The 16,766-nt window shown below is 66.6% G+C and carries 15 protein-coding genes; 4 read left to right on the top strand and 11 right to left on the bottom strand.

Annotated features, from left to right (window positions below; all coding sequences use genetic code 11):
• Nucleotides 1-174 precede the first annotated feature (174 nt).
• Entirely contained in the window at nt 175-1,317 is a 1,143-nt protein-coding gene (gene dnaJ, locus BLQ58_RS20070; protein ID WP_092601499.1) for a molecular chaperone DnaJ, read from the top strand.
• A gap of 114 nt (nt 1,318-1,431) precedes the next feature.
• Nucleotides 1,432-3,291, top strand: coding sequence for a chorismate-binding protein (locus tag BLQ58_RS20075; protein WP_092601548.1), 1,860 nt, complete (start codon nt 1,432-1,434; stop codon nt 3,289-3,291).
• A 150-nt stretch (nt 3,292-3,441) separates the two neighbouring features.
• Here BLQ58_RS20075 and panB read toward each other — a convergent pair whose 3' ends face one another.
• The 7 genes from panB to BLQ58_RS20110 all read right to left on the bottom strand — a co-directional run bounded on the left by panB (nt 3,442) and on the right by BLQ58_RS20110 (nt 9,816).
• Nucleotides 3,442-4,263 carry a 3-methyl-2-oxobutanoate hydroxymethyltransferase gene (gene panB, locus BLQ58_RS20080; RefSeq protein WP_092601501.1) on the bottom strand — a complete coding sequence of 274 codons (822 nt, stop codon included), beginning with the start codon at nt 4,261-4,263 and terminating at the stop codon, nt 3,442-3,444.
• Nucleotides 4,264-4,385: 122 nt separating this feature from the next.
• The gene (locus BLQ58_RS20085) at nt 4,386-5,027 is read right to left on the bottom strand and encodes a deoxynucleoside kinase (protein ID WP_092601503.1); all 642 of its coding nucleotides are present in this window, start codon (nt 5,025-5,027) and stop codon (nt 4,386-4,388) included.
• A 20-nt stretch (nt 5,028-5,047) separates the two neighbouring features.
• Entirely contained in the window at nt 5,048-5,566 is a 519-nt protein-coding gene (folK, locus tag BLQ58_RS20090) for a 2-amino-4-hydroxy-6-hydroxymethyldihydropteridine diphosphokinase (protein ID WP_092601505.1), read from the bottom strand.
• Nucleotide 5,567: 1 nt separating this feature from the next.
• Nucleotides 5,568-7,199 (bottom strand): polynucleotide adenylyltransferase PcnB, encoded by a 1,632-nt coding sequence (pcnB, locus tag BLQ58_RS20095; protein ID WP_092601507.1) that lies wholly within the window; start codon nt 7,197-7,199, stop codon nt 5,568-5,570.
• A gap of 1 nt (nt 7,200) precedes the next feature.
• Nucleotides 7,201-7,875 carry a histidinol-phosphatase gene (locus BLQ58_RS20100; protein ID WP_092601509.1) on the bottom strand — a complete coding sequence of 225 codons (675 nt, stop codon included), beginning with the start codon at nt 7,873-7,875 and terminating at the stop codon, nt 7,201-7,203.
• Nucleotides 7,876-7,980: 105 nt separating this feature from the next.
• Nucleotides 7,981-8,694, bottom strand: coding sequence for a DnaA regulatory inactivator Hda (gene hda, locus BLQ58_RS20105; RefSeq protein ID WP_092601511.1), 714 nt, complete (start codon nt 8,692-8,694; stop codon nt 7,981-7,983).
• Between the two features lie 51 nt (nt 8,695-8,745).
• Nucleotides 8,746-9,816 (bottom strand): AI-2E family transporter, encoded by a 1,071-nt coding sequence (locus BLQ58_RS20110; RefSeq protein WP_092601513.1) that lies wholly within the window; start codon nt 9,814-9,816, stop codon nt 8,746-8,748.
• A gap of 206 nt (nt 9,817-10,022) precedes the next feature.
• Between BLQ58_RS20110 and purM the strand changes: the two genes are divergently transcribed.
• Nucleotides 10,023-11,075 carry a phosphoribosylformylglycinamidine cyclo-ligase gene (gene purM / locus BLQ58_RS20115; protein ID WP_092601515.1) on the top strand — a complete coding sequence of 351 codons (1,053 nt, stop codon included), beginning with the start codon at nt 10,023-10,025 and terminating at the stop codon, nt 11,073-11,075.
• A gap of 157 nt (nt 11,076-11,232) precedes the next feature.
• Here purM and BLQ58_RS20120 read toward each other — a convergent pair whose 3' ends face one another.
• Genes BLQ58_RS20120 through mutL form a run of 3 tightly spaced genes read right to left on the bottom strand, consistent with a single transcriptional unit; the run spans nt 11,233 to nt 14,747 of the window.
• Nucleotides 11,233-11,733, bottom strand: a complete 501-nt coding sequence (locus BLQ58_RS20120; RefSeq protein ID WP_092601517.1) for a GNAT family N-acetyltransferase — start codon at nt 11,731-11,733, stop codon at nt 11,233-11,235.
• 46 nt (nt 11,734-11,779) lie between these two features.
• Nucleotides 11,780-12,733, bottom strand: a complete 954-nt coding sequence (miaA, locus tag BLQ58_RS20125; protein ID WP_092601550.1) for a tRNA (adenosine(37)-N6)-dimethylallyltransferase MiaA — start codon at nt 12,731-12,733, stop codon at nt 11,780-11,782.
• 28 nt (nt 12,734-12,761) lie between these two features.
• Complete coding sequence (gene mutL, locus BLQ58_RS20130) at nt 12,762-14,747, bottom strand: DNA mismatch repair endonuclease MutL (RefSeq protein WP_092601519.1); 1,986 nt, start codon at nt 14,745-14,747, stop codon at nt 12,762-12,764.
• A gap of 140 nt (nt 14,748-14,887) precedes the next feature.
• On the opposite strand from mutL, the gene BLQ58_RS20135 reads away from it, so the two are divergent.
• On the top strand, nt 14,888-15,526 hold the full coding sequence (locus BLQ58_RS20135; RefSeq protein WP_175459959.1) for a VTT domain-containing protein: 639 nt from the start codon (nt 14,888-14,890) through the stop codon (nt 15,524-15,526).
• A 33-nt stretch (nt 15,527-15,559) separates the two neighbouring features.
• Here BLQ58_RS20135 and BLQ58_RS20140 read toward each other — a convergent pair whose 3' ends face one another.
• Nucleotides 15,560-16,408, bottom strand: a complete 849-nt coding sequence (locus tag BLQ58_RS20140; protein ID WP_092601523.1) for a SirB1 family protein — start codon at nt 16,406-16,408, stop codon at nt 15,560-15,562.
• Nucleotides 16,409-16,766 lie beyond the last annotated feature (358 nt).

Consider the following 16,766-nt stretch of genomic DNA (forward strand, 5'->3'; position numbering starts at 1 on the left):
GCGGGAAGGGGGCGGCGGCGCGGGTGATGCCGGCGCCGCTGCCCGTTCCCGACGCCGGGCGACGGTGGTCTGACTCACGGTGCAAACCACGGTCGGACACCGCGCTCGGCTTTTTTGCTTATCGCCCGCCGGGTGTTTTCATGACCCGCCGGGCCCATCAGGTATTGAGCCACCATGGCAAAACGTGACTACTACGAAGTGCTCGGGGTAGGCAAGAACGCGAGCGAAGACGAGATCAAGAAGGTTTATCGCAAGCTCGCGATGAAGTACCACCCGGACCGCAATCCGGACAACAAGGAAGCCGAGGAAAAATTCAAGGAGGCCAAGGAAGCCTACGAGATGCTTTCCGACCCCGAGAAGAAGGCTGCCTATGACCAGTACGGCCATGCGGGCGTGGACCCGAACATGGCCGGCGGCTTCGGCGCCGGCGGGTTTGGCGGCGGCGGCTTTGCCGAGGCGTTCGGCGACATCTTCGGCGACATCTTCGGCCAGGCGGCCGGCGGTGGCGGCCGGCGCGGCAACGGCCCGCAGGCCTACCGGGGCGCCGACCTGCGCTACAGCATGGAGATTTCGCTGGAGCAGGCCGCGCACGGCCACGAGGCGCAGATCCGCGTGCCCCACTGGGACGATTGCGATCACTGCCACGGCAACGGCGCCGAGCCGGGGTCGTCGGTGGAAACCTGCCCGACCTGTAACGGCGTGGGCCAGGTCCGTGTGTCGCAGGGCTTCTTCACGATGCAGCAGACCTGCCCGAAGTGCCACGGCAGCGGCAAGTTCATCCCCAAGCCATGCACCAAGTGCCACGGCCAGGGCAAGCTGAAGTCGCAGAAGACGCTCGAAGTGAAGATTCCGGCGGGGATCGACGAAGGCATGCGCATCCGCTCGTCGGGCAATGGCGAGCCGGGCATCAACGGCGGCCCCCCGGGCGATCTGTACGTCGAAGTGCATATCAAGCCGCACGAAGTATTCGAGCGTGACGGCGACGACCTGCACTGCCAGATGCCGATCTCGTTCGCCACGGCGGCGCTGGGCGGTGAGCTGGAAGTGCCGACGCTGGGCGGCAAGGCCAGTTTCCCGGTGCCCGAAGGCACGCAGGGCGGCAAGACGTTCCGGCTGCGCGGCAAGGGCATCAAGGGCGTGCGCTCGGGCTATCCCGGCGACCTCTACGTGCATGTGAACGTGGAAACGCCGGTCAAGCTGACCGACGCCCAGAAGGAACTGCTGCGCCAGTTCGACCGTTCGGTGCACGAGGGCGGCTCGCGCCACAGCCCGCAGGAGCAATCCTGGCTGGACAAGGTGAAGAGCTTCTTCAGCTAAGCCTTCGCGCCGCTGGAAACAGAAACCGGCTACGTGAGCAACGTGGCCGGTTTTTTTATGTATCGTTGGTGCTGGAACGGCTCGGTCCGTATCCAGACCACGTTCGCCAGACTGATGTCTCTCACCGATCCCTTCGTTCTGCTCGACGATGCCCACGCGCCGGGCGTCGCCGCATCGCGCCTGTACACCGGCTTCGTGCGCGAAGACATCGTGCCGGCCGGCACCGATGCCGCCGCGCTCGACGCACTGCTGGCGCAAGGCTGGCGCGACGGCCTGCACGTTGCACTGTTTGCGCCGTACGAATTCGGCGGCCATCTCGTCGGCGCCCCGGTTCATCTGGACGAGCGGCTACCGTTCCACGATGGCGCGTTGCGCCTGCTGTGGTTCCGTACGCTGACGCTGCTCGACGTCGGACAGGTGAAGCAGTGGGTAGACGCCCAGGCCCGGCCCGGCCCGGCTGGCGTGCTCGACGTGGCCGGCAACCTGTCGCGCGAACAGTACACCGACGCCATCGCGCGGATCCATGCGTACATCGAGGCGGGTGATACCTACCAGGTCAATTTCACCCAGCGGCTGCATTTCCAGGCATTCGGCGACCCGGTGGCGTTCTACGCCGCGCTGCGTGATGCCCAGCCCGTGCCGTTCGGCGCGCTGGCGCGATTGCCCGGCGATGGCTGGGTGCTGTCCTTGTCACCGGAATTGTTCGTGGCGCACGACGGCGCGGGCCATCTGGTGGCGCGCCCGATGAAAGGCACGGCACCGCGCACCGGCGATGCTGACGTGGATGCACGATCGGCCAGGATCCTGGCCGCCGATCCGAAGAATCGTGCCGAGAACGTGATGATCGTCGACCTGCTGCGCAACGACCTGGGTCGCCTGGCCGTGCCTGGCAGCGTGGCGGTGCCAAATCGCTTCGTGGTCGAGCCATTCGGGCGCGTGCTGCAGATGACGTCGACCGTCACCGCCACTGCACAGACCGGCACGTCGTTCGGCGGGCTGATGCAGGCGCTGTTTCCGTGCGGGTCGATCACGGGTGCGCCCAAGCGCCGCACCATGCAGATCATTGCCGAACTGGAATCGTCGCCGCGCGGGCTCTATACGGGATCGATCGGCTGGCTCGATGCGCCGCGCGCCGGTGTCGCGCTGGGCGCTTTCGGGATGTCGGTGGCGATCCGCACGCTGGTGCTCGGCGCTGCCGATGAAGGCGGCTTGCGGCGCGGCGAGATGGGCGTGGGCGGCGGCATTGTGCACGACAGCGTGGCCGACGACGAATTCGCCGAATGCGGCTGGAAGGCGCGCTTTCTGACGGCGCATGATCCGGGCTTCACGCTGTTCGAAACCATGCACGCGCGCGACGGCGTGGTGCAGCATCGCGAACGGCATCTCGCACGCATCGCCAAATCTTCAAAAATTTGTGGATTCGCCTTCGACATGCCGGCCGTACGTGCAGCGTTGCAGGCCGAGGCGGCGCGGTTGGGCGATGGCGACTGGCGCTTGCGGATGAGCGTCGACAAACGCGGCACCATCGCGATGTCCAGCGGACCGCTACCACCGCTGCCGGCCGCAACGGCCGACCTCGAAATGGCGGAATTGCGATTGCCTGTGGCCGATCCGCTGCGCCGCCACAAGCTTAGCGCGCGTAGTACGTTCGATCAGGGCTGGCAGGCGGCGGAGCGTGCCGGGGCCTTCGATTGCCTGTTCTTCAACACGCGCGACGAACTGCTCGAAGGCGGGCGCAGCTCGGTCTTCGTCAAGGTCGATGGGCAGTGGCTGACGCCGCCGCTGTCTGCCGACATCCTGCCGGGCGTGATGCGTGCGGTGGTGCTGGAGGAGGGCGATGCACTGATCGACGGCCCGGTGGCCGAGACGACGGTGACGCGCGAGATGGTGCTGGGGGCCGAGGCGATCGTTATCGCCAATGCGTTGCGGGGAACGATGCTGGCGCGGCTGCGTGACGCACAGTCTACTGATTGACTTCCTCTCCCGCACGCGGGAGAGGGGTTGGGGAGACGGCAAACGCTTCGGCTGCGAGATCCTCGCTTGGTACCGCAATCGCCGGCCCTCTCCCCCGCACCTCTCCCATAAATGGGAGAGGGCAGACCACCCCCGGGCTTGCCTGTTTTCTCAAGCCGAGAACGTATGTTCCACCGCCGGGAAGCTGCCGTCCTTCACGGCGGCCACGTAGGCGCGCACGGCGCCTTCGATCGAGGTCTGGCCGTCCATGAAGTTGCGGACGAACTTGGCCTTGCGGCCGGGGTAGATGTTCAGCATGTCCTGCAGCACCAGCACCTGGCCCGAGCAGTCAGCGCCGGCGCCGATGCCGATGGTCGGCACCTTCAGCATCGCCGTCACCTCGCCAGCCAGCTTGGCGGGCACGGCTTCCATCAGGATCACCTGCGCGCCGGCCTGCTCCAGCGCCCGCGCCTCGCGCTTCAGCTGCGCGGCGCCGGCCTCGGTCTTGCCCTGCACCTTGAAGCCGCCGAATGCGTGGACGGATTGCGGCGTCAGGCCGATATGGGCGCACACCGGGATGCTGCGCTCGACCAGGAATTTCACGGTGGGTGCCAGCCATTCGCCGCCCTCGAGCTTCACCATCTGCGCGCCGGCGCGCATCAGCGTGGCCGCGCTTTCGAAGGCCTTTTCGGGCGTGGGATAGGTGCCGAACGGCAGGTCCGTCACCAGCAGCGCGGTCTGGTTGCCGCGTGCCACGCATTCGGTGTGATACGCCATGTGTTCAAGCGTGACCGGCAGCGTGGTCTGCTGGCCTTGCATCACATTGCCCAGCGAATCGCCGACCAGGATCATCTCGACGCCGCAGTAGTCGAGCAGTGCGGCGAAGCTGGAATCGTAGGCGGTCAGCATGGCGATCTTGTCGCCGGCGTCACGCATGGCCTGCAGTCTGGGCGCGGTGACGGTCTTGCGGGAGGGGTCGAGGAGGTAACTCATGGCAGTGCCCGTAGGAGTGGCGGCCGTGTGTCGCACGAACAAGCTTCGGCGGCGGCCGTTGTCGTTATCGTGTTGTGCTGCCGGGGGCCTTAGGCGCGTCTTTGCAGCGGCTGTGGAGCAGATCAGCGGGCAGCGAGATTCAGGAAAGCCTTGCGGCCCCGCATGTTCTCGATGCGCGACAGTAGTGTACGGAAATCGCCGTCGTTGTCTACCGGATTGAAGTGGGCCGTATCGACGATCAGCACCGGGGCGTCGTCATAGCGATGGAACAACTCGCCGTAGGCGTCATGCAGCCGTTGCAGGTAAGTCTCGTCGATGGCGGTTTCGCCAGGCAGGCCACGCCGCAGGATGCGTTCGCGCAGCAGCGACGGCGTGGCCTGCAGCATGATGACCAGGTCCACGCGCTGCGCCGGCACTTGCAGCCGAGCCGCCAGTGCGTCGTACAGAGCCAGCTCATCGGCCTCCAGCGTCAGCGCGGCGTAGAGACGGTCGCGCGCGTGCAGGAAATTCGTAATCATGCGATGGCCGGCAAGCATCGCCGTCTGCCATTGCTGCAACTGGGTGGCGCGCTGGTTCAGGCAGGCCAGCTGCATCGGCAGCGCGTAGCGCTGCGGCTCGCGATAGAAGCGTTCGAGGAAGGGGTTGTGGCGGGCGCCGTCGGCGAGTTCGCCGGCCCGCAGGTACTGCGCCAGGCGCTGCGCCAGCGCGGACTTGCCCGATCCGACCGGGCCTTCGACGACGATGCGGCGCAGATGGTCGAGCATGCGTCAGGTGCGCGGTGCGCTCAGGACGGAGGGTTGCCTTCCTGCAGGCGCGTGCACTTGCATGTGGAAAGCTTCTCGATGCGTTGGTCCTGCACGCCAGGCAGGAAGTCCGCTGCGCGGCCGCGGCCGGGAATGTCCAGCGTGGCGTCCAGCTCGATCAGCGGAACCAGCACGAATGCGCGTTCCGTGATGCGCGGATGCGGTACGGTCAGCGCCTCGGTGTTGATCGCTTCGGCGCCAAACAGCAGCAGGTCCAGGTCGAGCGTGCGCGGTGCATTGCGGAACGGCCGCTCGCGGCCGAACTGGTCTTCGATGTGGTGGCAGATGCGCAGCAGTTGCGACGCCGTGAAGGTCGTTTCGACCTTGACCACGGCATTGAAGTAGTCGTCGCCGGAGGCGTCGACCGGGGCCGTGCGGTAGAACGACGACCGCGCAACTACCGTGATCCCGACCTGCTGGGCCAGGCACACGATGGCGTCTTTCAACGCCTGGCGCGCATCTCCAAGATTGGCGCCGATGCCGATGAAGGCAAGCGTCATGTTATTCCTCCGGCTGGGCGCGGCGCGGTCCTGGCTCGGGCTGACCTCCATCGGCCCCGTCAGTCGATTGCGCCTCGCTGCGGGAAGACACTTTATCCGATTTCCGCGGACCGCGTCGGCGGCGCCGTTTGCGTGCCGGCGCGTCGCCATCGTGGCCGGTGCCGTCCTCGGCGCCTTCCGCGCCACCGTCGTGGCCGGCGTCCTGGTCGCCGTCGTGGCTCTCACCCGAACCGCCCCGTGAACCCTTGGCGGACTTGCCGCGGGCGTTGCCGCGCGCGGGCCGGGCCGCCTCGATCAGCGCCTCGCGCTCGTCGGGGTGGGCGTTCTGGAAGTCGGTCCACCACTGCCCCACCTCGGCCGGCTGCTCGCCGGCTTCGCAACGCAGTTGCAGGAAGTCGTAACCAGCGCGGAAGCGCGGCGATTCCAGCAGGCGGTACGGCATGCGGCCCACGCGCTTTTCAAACCGCGGCTGCATGCCCCAGATGTCGCGCATGTCGGTGACAAAGCGGCGCTGGATGGCCAGCTGGCCAGTCTGCTTTTCCAGCACCATGTCCATGGCCGTGTTCAGCGCGGCAATCGGATGCTCGCCTTCGTCGCGCAGCCTGGTCCAGCGCTGTAGCACGTGGTGCCACAGCAGCGACGCGAACAGGAAGCCCGGGGACACCGGCTTGCCGGCCTGCACGCGCAGGTCGGTGTTGTCGAGCGCCAGTTGCACGAAACGCTGGCCCATCGGCTGTTCGATGGCCACGTCCAGCAGCGGCAGCAGGCCCTTGTGCAGGCCGGCCTTGCGCAGTTCCTGCAGCGATGCCCAGGCGTGGCCCGACATCAGCAGCTTGAGCATCTCGTCGAACAGGCGCGCGCTGGGCACGTTGTGGATCAGCGGTGCCAGTTCGGCGATCGGCGCACGGGTGTCCTCGTCGATGCCGAAGCCGGTCTTGGCGGCAAAGCGCACCACGCGCAGCATGCGGACGGGGTCCTCGCGGTAGCGCGTGACCGGGTCGCCGATCATGCGCAGCGTGCGGGCGTGCATGTCTTCCATGCCGTGATGGTAGTCATGCACGGTCTGCGCGGCCGGATCGTAGTACATCGCGTTGATGGTGAAGTCGCGGCGTTCGGCGTCTTCGGCCTGCGATCCCCAAACGTTGTCGCGCAGCACGCGGCCGCTGGCGTCTATCGCATGGGTCTTGCTGTCGAGCTCGGCCCGCTTCAGCCGGCGCCCTTCGGGCAGCGTCTCGCTGGCCACGGCGTCCACCAGCGCGCGGAATGTCGAGACCTCGATGATCTCCTGCTCGCGTCCGCCGTAGAACGTCACGTGCACGATCTGGAAGCGGCGGCCAATGATCCGGGAACGGCGGAACAGCGCCTGCACCTGTTCCGGCGTGGCGTTGGTGGCCACGTCGAAATCCTTCGGCTTGATGCCGAGCAGCAGGTCGCGCACGGCCCCGCCGACGATGAAGGCCTGATACCCGGCCTGTTGCAGCGTGGACGTGACCTTGACCGCGTTGCGCGAGATCAGCGCCGGGTCGATCCTGTGTTCTTCCACGCCAACCACGCGTGGGGTATGGGCGCGGCCCGTGCGGCGCTGTTTCGGTCCCGGCTTGCCCAGCAGCCGGGTGATGAGCTTCTTGATCACGTCAGAACAGGTCCATGATGCGCCAGCCAGCGGCCGCGGCGTGGGTGCGCAGGCGATCGTCGGGGTTGGCGGCGATCGGCTCGCTGACCTTTTCGAGCAGCGGCAGGTCGTTGGCCGAATCGCTATAGAACGTGGTGGTGCCGAAGTCGTCCCACTTGGCGCCCAGGCCCTTGAGCCAGCTTTCCACGCGGGTGATCTTGCCTTCGCGGAAGCTGGGCACGCCAGCCACTTCGCCGGTGAAGGCGCTCTCGGCCTTGCCGTCGATCGTTTCCGGATCGGTGGCGATCAGGTGCTTGATGCCGAAGGCCTGGGCGATCGGCGCCGTGACAAAGCTGTTGGTGGCCGTCACCACCGCGCACAGGTCGCCGGCTTCCAGGTGCTTGTACACGAGGGCCTTCGCCTGCGGCGTGATGACCGGCTCGATGACCTCGTGCATGAAGCGCACGCGCCATTGATCCAGGCGGTCGCGCGGGTTGGCCGCCAGGGGGGCCAGCGCAAAGCGCAGGAATTCCTGGATATTGAGCGTCCCAGCCTTGTATTGGCTGTAGAACTCGTCGTTCTTGCGACGATACGATTCCTCGTCGACGACGCCCATGCGGACCAGGAAGCGGCCCCATTCGTGGTCGCTATCGGTCGGGATCAGGGTGTGGTCGAGGTCAAACAGTGCCAGATTCATGGGGCGCGATTTTACATTAAGGTGCCCCGGGCGGTCGGCCGGGCCCGGGGGACGAGCGGGGCGGCGTCTCGCCGGCCCCACGAAGGGAGCGTGCGGGTCCGGCGATTACTCCCGGAATTCGGCGAACATTTCGCGCAGCAGCGGCAGCGTCACCGCACGCTTGCGCTCCAGCGAATACATGTCCAGCGCGTCAAGCAGCGCCATCAGGCTGGGCATGTCGCGATAGTGGCGCGTCACGAGCCAGTGCGGGATTTCGGGCGAAAGCTGCAGCCCGCGCTCCTTGGCGGCCTGCACCAGCGCCGCCATCTTGTCCTCGTCGGACAGCGGCTGGAGCTGGTAGACCAGCCCCCAGCCCAGCCGTGTGCGCAGGTCTTCACGTACCGGCATGGCGCGCGGTGCCAGGCTGCCCGCCACCACGAGCGCGCAGCGCACGTGGGCGCGCACCTCGTTATAAAGCGAAAAAACGGCGATCTGGCGCGCTTCGTCCAGCAGATCGACGTTGTCGACGGTATAGATCTGGCACGCCGGGTCGAACATGAAGTCGGCCAGCGCGTGGTGCGGGCTCAGATAGCGGCAGTTCAGGCCGGCGTGGATCGCGGCGTCGCAGACGGCATGCAGCAGGTGGGTACGGCCGGAGCCCATGTCGCCCCACAGGTAGAACAGGCGGTCGTCGGCCTGCTCGCGCGCCACCAGGCCGGGCAGGTCGCGCAGGCGCTGCACCGGCTCGCGATTGGCCGACACGAAGAAATTGTCGAACGTGGAAGGGGGCGGGCTGCCCAGTTCCAGCGACAGCTGCTTATGACTTTGACGCGGTGACATGACGAATCCGTTACTTGCGCGATACGTGCCTGCAGTATGCCCAGTGCCGGCCTAGTGCCGATAGAGGTCGCTGGACAGGTAAACGCGTCGCAGCTGACGCGCGCCGACCAGCAGCACCGCACAGGTTGGCAATGCCAGCAGCACGCCAAAGAAGCCGAACAGCTGCCCGAACGCCAGCAGCGCGAAGATCACCACCAGCGGGTGCAGGCCGATACGCTCGCCCACCAGCCGCGGTGTCAGGTAGAAGCTTTCCACGAACTGGCCGATGCCGTATACCACCGCCACGGCGCCCAGCCCATACCAGTTGCCGAATTGCAGTAGCGCGGCCAGCACCGCCAGCGTCAGTCCGATGCCGAAACCGATATACGGGATGAACACGGCCAGGCCGGTGAAGACGCCCACCGGGATGCCGACATCGAAGCCGGCCACGGTCAGGCCGATCGAGTAGATCGCGGCCAGGATCACCATGACCAGGATCTGCCCGCGCAGGTACTGGGACAGCAGGGCGTCGGTCTCGGCCGAGAGTTCATGCACCTTGGGCACCCAGCGGCGCGGCACCAGGCGCTCGATACGCCGCATGACCATGTGCCAGTCCATCAGCAGGTAGAACATCAGGATCGGCACGATGAACAGCAGCCCGGCCAGCTCGATCAGCGCCGAACCCGACACGCGCACGTAGTCGAACAGCACCTGCATCAGGTCTTCGGGGCTGGCCGCGAAGCGGTTCTGCAGCATGCTGCGCAGGCCGGGGAAGTCGAAACGCACCCGCACGCCAAGTTCCGCCAGCTTCGGCGCCAGCACGCTGTTGAGCTTCTGCAGCAGGATCGGCACCTGTTCGCGCAATTGTGGGATCTCGCGCTGGAGCACCGCGATCAGCAGCAGCACCAGCAGCACCATGACCACGCCCAGCAGCCCGATCATCAGCGCCACGCCAATGAAACGGGGCACCCGGCGCCGTTGCAGCCAGTCCACCCCCGGATTGAGGATGTACGAAAAGATGAATGCGACCAGAAACGGCGTCAGCACGGGCGCCAGCGCCAGGATTACGGCGAACAGGGCGGCGGCGACAACAATCCACAACAGGATGCGCCTGGCGTCTTGGGAAAGCAGGGGAGCGGTCATCGGAGGGGCCGGCGCGTCATGGCTTGGCAGTGTGGCAGGTGGATTCGTCCGCGATCACTGGTCGCCGGGAGCCTGTATCCGTTAAAATCGCGATTTTACTGGACTCGCGTCCGTGCTCCGTGCCCGATTGGCCTCCCCGGCCCAGGGACGCAGCGAAAAAGCGACGGATTCCGCACTTCACCCTCATCCAAGACAAGCAGGTTCTCATGAGCGCATCCCCGACCGCCGGCCAGGCAGGCCTTTCCTACCGCGATGCCGGTGTTGACATCGATGCCGGCGACGCCCTGATCGACCGGATCAAGCCGTTTGCCAAGCGCACCATGCGCGAAGGCGTGATGGCCGGTATCGGCGGATTCGGCGCGCTGTTCGAACTGTCGAAGAAGTACCAGGAGCCGGTGCTGGTGTCCGGCACCGACGGCGTGGGCACCAAGCTCAAGCTGGCCTTCCAGCTGAACCGCCACGACACCGTGGGCCAGGACCTGGTAGCCATGAGCGTCAACGACATCCTGGTGCAGGGTGCCGAGCCGCTGTTCTTCCTGGACTATTTCGCCTGCGGCAAGCTGGACGTGGACACCGCCGCCACCGTGATCCAGGGCATCGCCCATGGTTGCGAACTGTCGGGCTGCGCGCTGATCGGCGGCGAAACCGCCGAAATGCCGAGCATGTACCCGGACGGTGAATACGACCTGGCCGGTTTCGCGGTCGGTGCCGTGGAAAAGAAGAAGATCATCGACGGCTCCACGATCCGCCCGGGCGACGTGGTGCTGGGCCTGGCCTCTTCGGGTGCACACTCGAACGGTTACTCGCTGGTGCGCAAGATCATCGAAGTGGCCAAGCCGGACCTGAATGCCGACTTCCACGGCCAGCGCCTGCAGGACGCGATCATGGCGCCGACGCGCATCTACGTGAAGCCGCTGCTGTCGCTGATCGACACGCTGCCGGTCAAGGGCATGGCCCACATCACCGGCGGCGGCCTGACCGAGAACGTGCCGCGCGTGCTGGCCGACAACCTGACGGCCGTGATCCAGCGCGACGCCTGGACGCTGCCGCCGCTGTTCCAGTGGCTGCAGGCGCAAGGCAACGTGGCCGACGCCGAAATGCACCGCGTGTTCAACTGCGGCATCGGCATGGTCGTGATCGTGGCCAGGGAAGACGCCGAACGCGCCATCCGCCACCTGCAGGCCGCCGGTGAAGCTGTGTGGCAGATCGGCGAGATCCAGGAACGCGCCGAAGGCCAGGCGCAGACCGTGGTGGTCTGATCTGACTGTTTGCTGTTCCCCCTCTCCCCGACGTGGGAGAGGGCCGGGGGAGCGGGCGTTGAGGTTCTAATTGCGACTTGTCGTTGATTGAATCGCTGACCCTCTCCCCCAACCCCTCTCCCGCTGTGCGGGAGAGAGGAGCCAACTCCAGGCACTGTTACTCCGTCCCCAGCTTCGTCAGCGCATCGCCCGTCACGCGGCAGATGCGCCAGTCCGGCATCACGTCGGCGCCCATCGCCTGGTAGAAATCGATCGACGGCTGGTTCCAGTCCAGCACCGACCACTCGAAGCGGCCACAGCCGCGTTCCACGGCCAGCGCCGCCAGATGCTTGAGCAGCGCCTTGCCCAGCCCGTGCCCGCGCCAGGCTGGCTCGACGAACAGATCTTCCAGGTACAGGCCGGGTTTGGCCAGGAAAGTCGAGAAGTTGTGGAAGAACAGGGCAAAGCCGACGGCCTGCTTCGCACCATCCTGGTCGACTTCCACGATCACCGCTTCGGCATGGGGCCGGGGGCCGAACAGCGCGTCGCCAATCTTCTGCGGCGTGGCTTCCACCAGGTGCGTCAGCTTTTCGTATTCGGCCAGGTCCGAGATCAGGCGGAACAGCGTGGCGCTGTCGGCGGGCGTGGCGGGGCGGATCGAGAAGGCGGTCATCGCAATTCGCTTAAAAAACGGAAGCGATGATTATCGGTCACCCGGCGCGCGATCACCAGTCCGCGGCCTGGGCCACCTGCGCGACGTAGTCCGGGGCCAGGGCATCGACGCTGATGCGCTCCGGCGTGCTGCGCAGCCATGTCAGTTGCCGCTTGCAGAGCTGGCGCGTGGCGGCAATGCCGCGCTCGCGCATGGTGGCGGCGTCGCAGTTGCCGTCCAGGTATTCCCACACCTGCCGATAGCCGACGCAGCGCATCGACGGCAGCCCCAGATGCAGGTCGCCGCGTGCGCGCAGCCGCTGCACTTCGTCGATCAGCCCCCCGGTCAGCATCGCGTCGAAGCGGTCGGCAATACGGGCGTGCAGGACGGCGCGATCCGAGGGCTCCAGCGCGATCACCCGGTAGCGCGCATCGGCCGCCCCGGTGAAGGTGCGCGCATCGGCCTGGCGGGCCAGCAGCGCCGACATCGGCTGGCCGCCGATCCGGTAAATCTCCAGCGCACGCTGGATGCGCTGCGCATCGTTGGGCGCCAGGCGTGCGGCCGTGACCGGGTCGACCTCGGCCAGCATCGCATGCAGCGCCGGCCAGCCGCGCTCGGCGGCCAGCGCGTCGAGTTCGGCGCGTACCGTGGCATCGGCCTGCGGCAGATCGTTCAGGCCCTGCGTCAGCGCCTTGTAATAGAGCATGGTGCCGCCGACGATTAGCGGTGTATGGCCGCGCGACCGGATCTCGTCGATCAGCCGTTCGGCATCGGCCACGAACTGCGCGGCCGAGTAGCTGGCGAGCGGATCGATGATATCGATCAGGTGGTGCGGCACGCTGGCCAGTTCGGCCGGCGTGGGCTTGGCCGTGCCGATATCCATCTCGCGATAGACCAGCGCGGAATCCAGGCTGATGATCTCCACCGGGCGACGCGCGGCCAGTTCCAGCGCGGCAGCGGTCTTGCCGGACGCGGTGGGCCCCAGCAGACAGACGATGGGCGGAAAGTCGGAAAACTGCGATGACATCATCAAACGGCCAACGGGAAACAGGGGCTTACTGGCCGCGCAGGAACAGGCGGTCGAGTTCGGTGACGGTCAGCTGGACCCACGTGGGACGACCGTGATTGCACTGGTCGGCGCGTTCGGTCTGTTCCATCTGGCGCAGCAGCGCGTTCATTTCCTCGACGGTCAGCTTGCGATTGGCACGCACGGCGCTATGGCAGGCCAGCGTGGCCAGCAGTTCGTTCTGGCGTTCGGCCAGCACGCGCGAGCCGCCGTAGGACTGCAGGTCGCGCAGCACGTCGCGCGCCAGTGCTTCGGCATCGGCCTGCTCGAGCAGGGCTGGAATGGCGCGCACGGCCAGCGTGGTGGGCGACATCGGCGCGATATCGAAGCCCAGCAGCTGCAGCGTCTCCTGGTGCTCTTCGGCCGCGCCGATTTCCACCGGGCTGGCCGGTAGCGTGACCGGAATCAGCAGCGGCTGCACGGCCAGCTGGCGCGCGGCCAGCCCGTCCTTGATCTGTTCGTACAGGATGCGTTCGTGCGCCGCGTGCATATCCACCAGCACCAGCCCGCGCGCGTTCTGCGCCAGCACGTAGATGCCGTGCAACTGGGCGATGGCGTAGCCCAGCGGATGATCGACCTCGCCAGATCCGGCATCGGCGCCCGGCTGTTCCGGGACGCGCGGCGGCAGGCGGTCGAGCAGGCTGGGCGGCTCGTCGGCACGGGCGGCCTGGGCGTCGGCCAGCCACGCGGGCGGGCGCGACGACGGTTGCCACGATCCCGGGTTGGCCGATCCCGGCGAGGTGGCGTCACGCACCATGCCCAGATAGGCCTGGCGCGGCTGCGCAATGCCCAGTTCGGTCTGGCGGCCTGCCGAGTAGTTGATCCATTGCGGCGAGGCGCCGGGCACGCCGGGTGCGGGCGTGGCCGGGCGCGCCGTGGGCATCGGCATCAGGCCGGCACCGTCGCCGGTATCGGAATGCAGGCTGTCGCCCTGTTCGCCGGCCTGGCGCGCCAGGCAGCGCTGCACGGCGTGATAGACGAACTGATGGACCGCGCGCGATTCGCGGAAGCGCACTTCGATCTTCGACGGGTGGACGTTGACGTCGACCAGTTCGGGCGGCAGGTCCAGGCACAGCACGTACGACGGAAAGCGGTCGCCGTGCAGTACGTCCTGGTAGGCGCTGCGCACGGCGTGGTTCAGCAGCTTGTCGCGCACGAAGCGCCCGTTGACGAAGAAGTACTGCTGGTCGGGCCGTCCGCGCGACGCCGTCGGCAGGCCGGCAAAACCGTACAGGTGCAGCGCATCGGCGTCTTCGTCCAGCGCCAGCCGCGACCGCGCGAAGTCGCTACCCAGCACCTGGGCCGTGCGCGCGGACACGTCGCCGGCATTCCAGTGCTCCAGCGGCTTGCCGTTGTGGTGGACGGAAATCGTGACATCGGGCCGCGCCAGCGCCGCGCGCCGGATCATCTCCAGGCAGTGGCCCAGCTCGGTTTGTTCCGATTTAAGGAACTTTCTACGCGCTGGCGTGTTGAAGTACAGGTGCTGCACGTCGATCATCGTGCCCACGCCGCCGGAGGCGGGCTGCAGCTGGCCGCTGTCGGCGCTGATCTGGGTGGCGTGCGCGGCCGCAGCAGTGCGGCTGGTCAGTACCAGGTGCGAGACCGAGGCGATCGACGCCAGGGCCTCGCCCCGGAAACCGAGCGTCAGGACCGATTCCAGTTCGTCGAGCGAGGCGATCTTGCTGGTGGCGTGGCGCATCAGCGCAACGGGCAGTTCGTCGGCGGGAATGCCGCAGCCGTTGTCGGTGATGACGATGCGCCGCACGCCGCCTTCCTCCAGCCGGATACCAAGCTGGGTAGCGCCGGCATCGAGTGCGTTTTCGAGCAGTTCCTTGACCACCGAAGCGGGGCGCTCCACCACCTCGCCGGCCGCAATCTGGCTGATCAGTTGATCCGGCAACGGACGGATCGGGCGGCCAGGCTGGGTGGTGCGAAGGGGGTTTGAGGCTTCAGGCAGGGCGGCGTCGGCAGGCATGCCGGCGATTATACGTGCGGCCGGACACGTTTTCGGCACAAGTCCCGGCAGGAGGTGACGGATTGTCGTAGTGGCTCTTGTATGATGGGGGCCTTCTTTGGAGAGAGGCTAATTTGGATACCGTATTGCATCTGATCGACATGGTGCTCCATGTCGACAAATTCCTGGGGCAGTTCGTCCTGGACTATGGGGTCTGGGTCTACGGCATCCTGTTTGCCATCGTCTTTGCCGAGACCGGACTGGTGGTGCTGCCGTTCCTGCCGGGCGACTCGCTGCTGTTCATTGCCGGCGCCATGTGCGCGGCAGGCGCCATGAACGAATGGATGCTGGCGGGCCTGCTGTTCGTGGCCGCCGTCACGGGCAACACGGTCAACTACTTTGTGGGCAGCTGGATCGGGCCCAAGGTATTCGACCAGCACTGGCGCTTCCTGGACCAGCAGGCCCTGCGCAAGACGCACGACTTCTATGAACGCCACGGCGGCAAGACGCTGGTGATGGCGCGCTTCATCCCGATCGTGCGCACGTTCGCGCCGTTCGTGGCGGGCGTGTCGCAGATGACGTTTGCGCGCTTCCAGCTGTTCAATGTGATCGGTGCGGCAACATGGGTGTTCGGCCTGGTGTTCGCCGGCTACTTCTTCGGTAACCTGCCGTTCATCAAGCAGTACCTCAACCTGATCGTGCTGGCCGGTATCGGCGCGGCCGTGGTACCGCTGGTGCTGGGCGGGCTGTGGAAGCTGGTACGCGGCAAGGGCCGCACGCGCGCCCCGGCTGACCGCTAAGCCGCGCTTGGCGCGGAACGCCGCGGCCGGACGTCAGTTCAGGCTGCGGCTCATCATGCGCAGGGCCGGCATGCGGTCGCGGATCTGCGTGGTGTCGGCGGCATCGGGACGCGCCTGGACATAGGCTTCCAGGTCTTCCAGCGCCGGCCGGAAGCACTCCAGGTTGGCATATGCCAGGCCGCGATCGCGGACTTCCTCGATCGAATCGGGCAGCAGGATCACCAGCCGGTTCTGCACCGCCAGCAGCCGCTGCCAGCGCGATTCCTGCAGATAGATGGCCTTCAGGTTGCGCAGCATGCGCGCCACGATCTCGCGATGGCCGGCCACCTGCAGGAACAGCCCCAGCGGCACTTCATTCGAACCCGTGATGCCCTCGCGCTCCAGGAACGGGTCGAGCATTTCCTGCAACTGTTCCTTCGACAGCGTTTCGCCGGTCAGCGGGTCAAGCACGACCTCGCCGGCGGGAATCGTCATGCGCACCAGGAAATGGTTGGGAAACGACACGCCTTTCAGCGGCAGGCCGATCTGCTGGCCCAGCTCCATGTACAGCACGGCCAGCGAGATCGGAATGCCCCGGCGCTGCTTGAGCACCACGTTCAGGTACGAATTGTCCGGGTCGTAGTAATCGTTGGCGTTGGGTCCGAAACCCAGGTCGCGGTAGAAGAAATGGTTCAGCAGGCGCAGGCGCTGGATGGCGGGCGTGCCTTCGGCGATCCGCCGCTTGAGGCGCACCGCCAGTACGTCGAGGGCGGCCAGTTCGGCTTGCAGGTCCAGGTCAGGGTAGGCGTCCTGGGCGATCGCAAGCGCGGTCTCGGTGAGCGGGATCGCATCGTCGTCGGCCACGAGGCTGGCGAAGTAATCCAGGACTTTCGTGGAGGTCATGGGGGCGGTGTTCCTGACTAGTTATCCATCGGGCGGGCCGGACCCCGAAGGATGAAGCGGGCTTGGGGCCGGTGAATTGCGCGGTGACAGGAATAAGATGATAGACGGTGTCGGTAACGAGGTCGGCTCCCGCTTGGTGCCCCGAGCCCGTTGACTAGTTGGACCCGCAGCCCTGCGAGCACCCCGAATTGTGACCGTGGGTGGCAACACCCCGAAGCACGTCTACTAGATTTCGACAACGAGGGCTGCCGCCGACGCCGTTGACTCTGGCAGGAGGCTCCATGCAAGTACTCTATCCCCGCTGTGCCGGGCTGGACGTCCACAAGGACACCATCGTGGCCTGTGTGCGCTGCGTCTC

This window comes from Ralstonia sp. 25mfcol4.1 (genome assembly GCF_900104095.1).
Taxonomy (GTDB): Bacteria; Pseudomonadota; Gammaproteobacteria; order Burkholderiales; family Burkholderiaceae; genus Cupriavidus.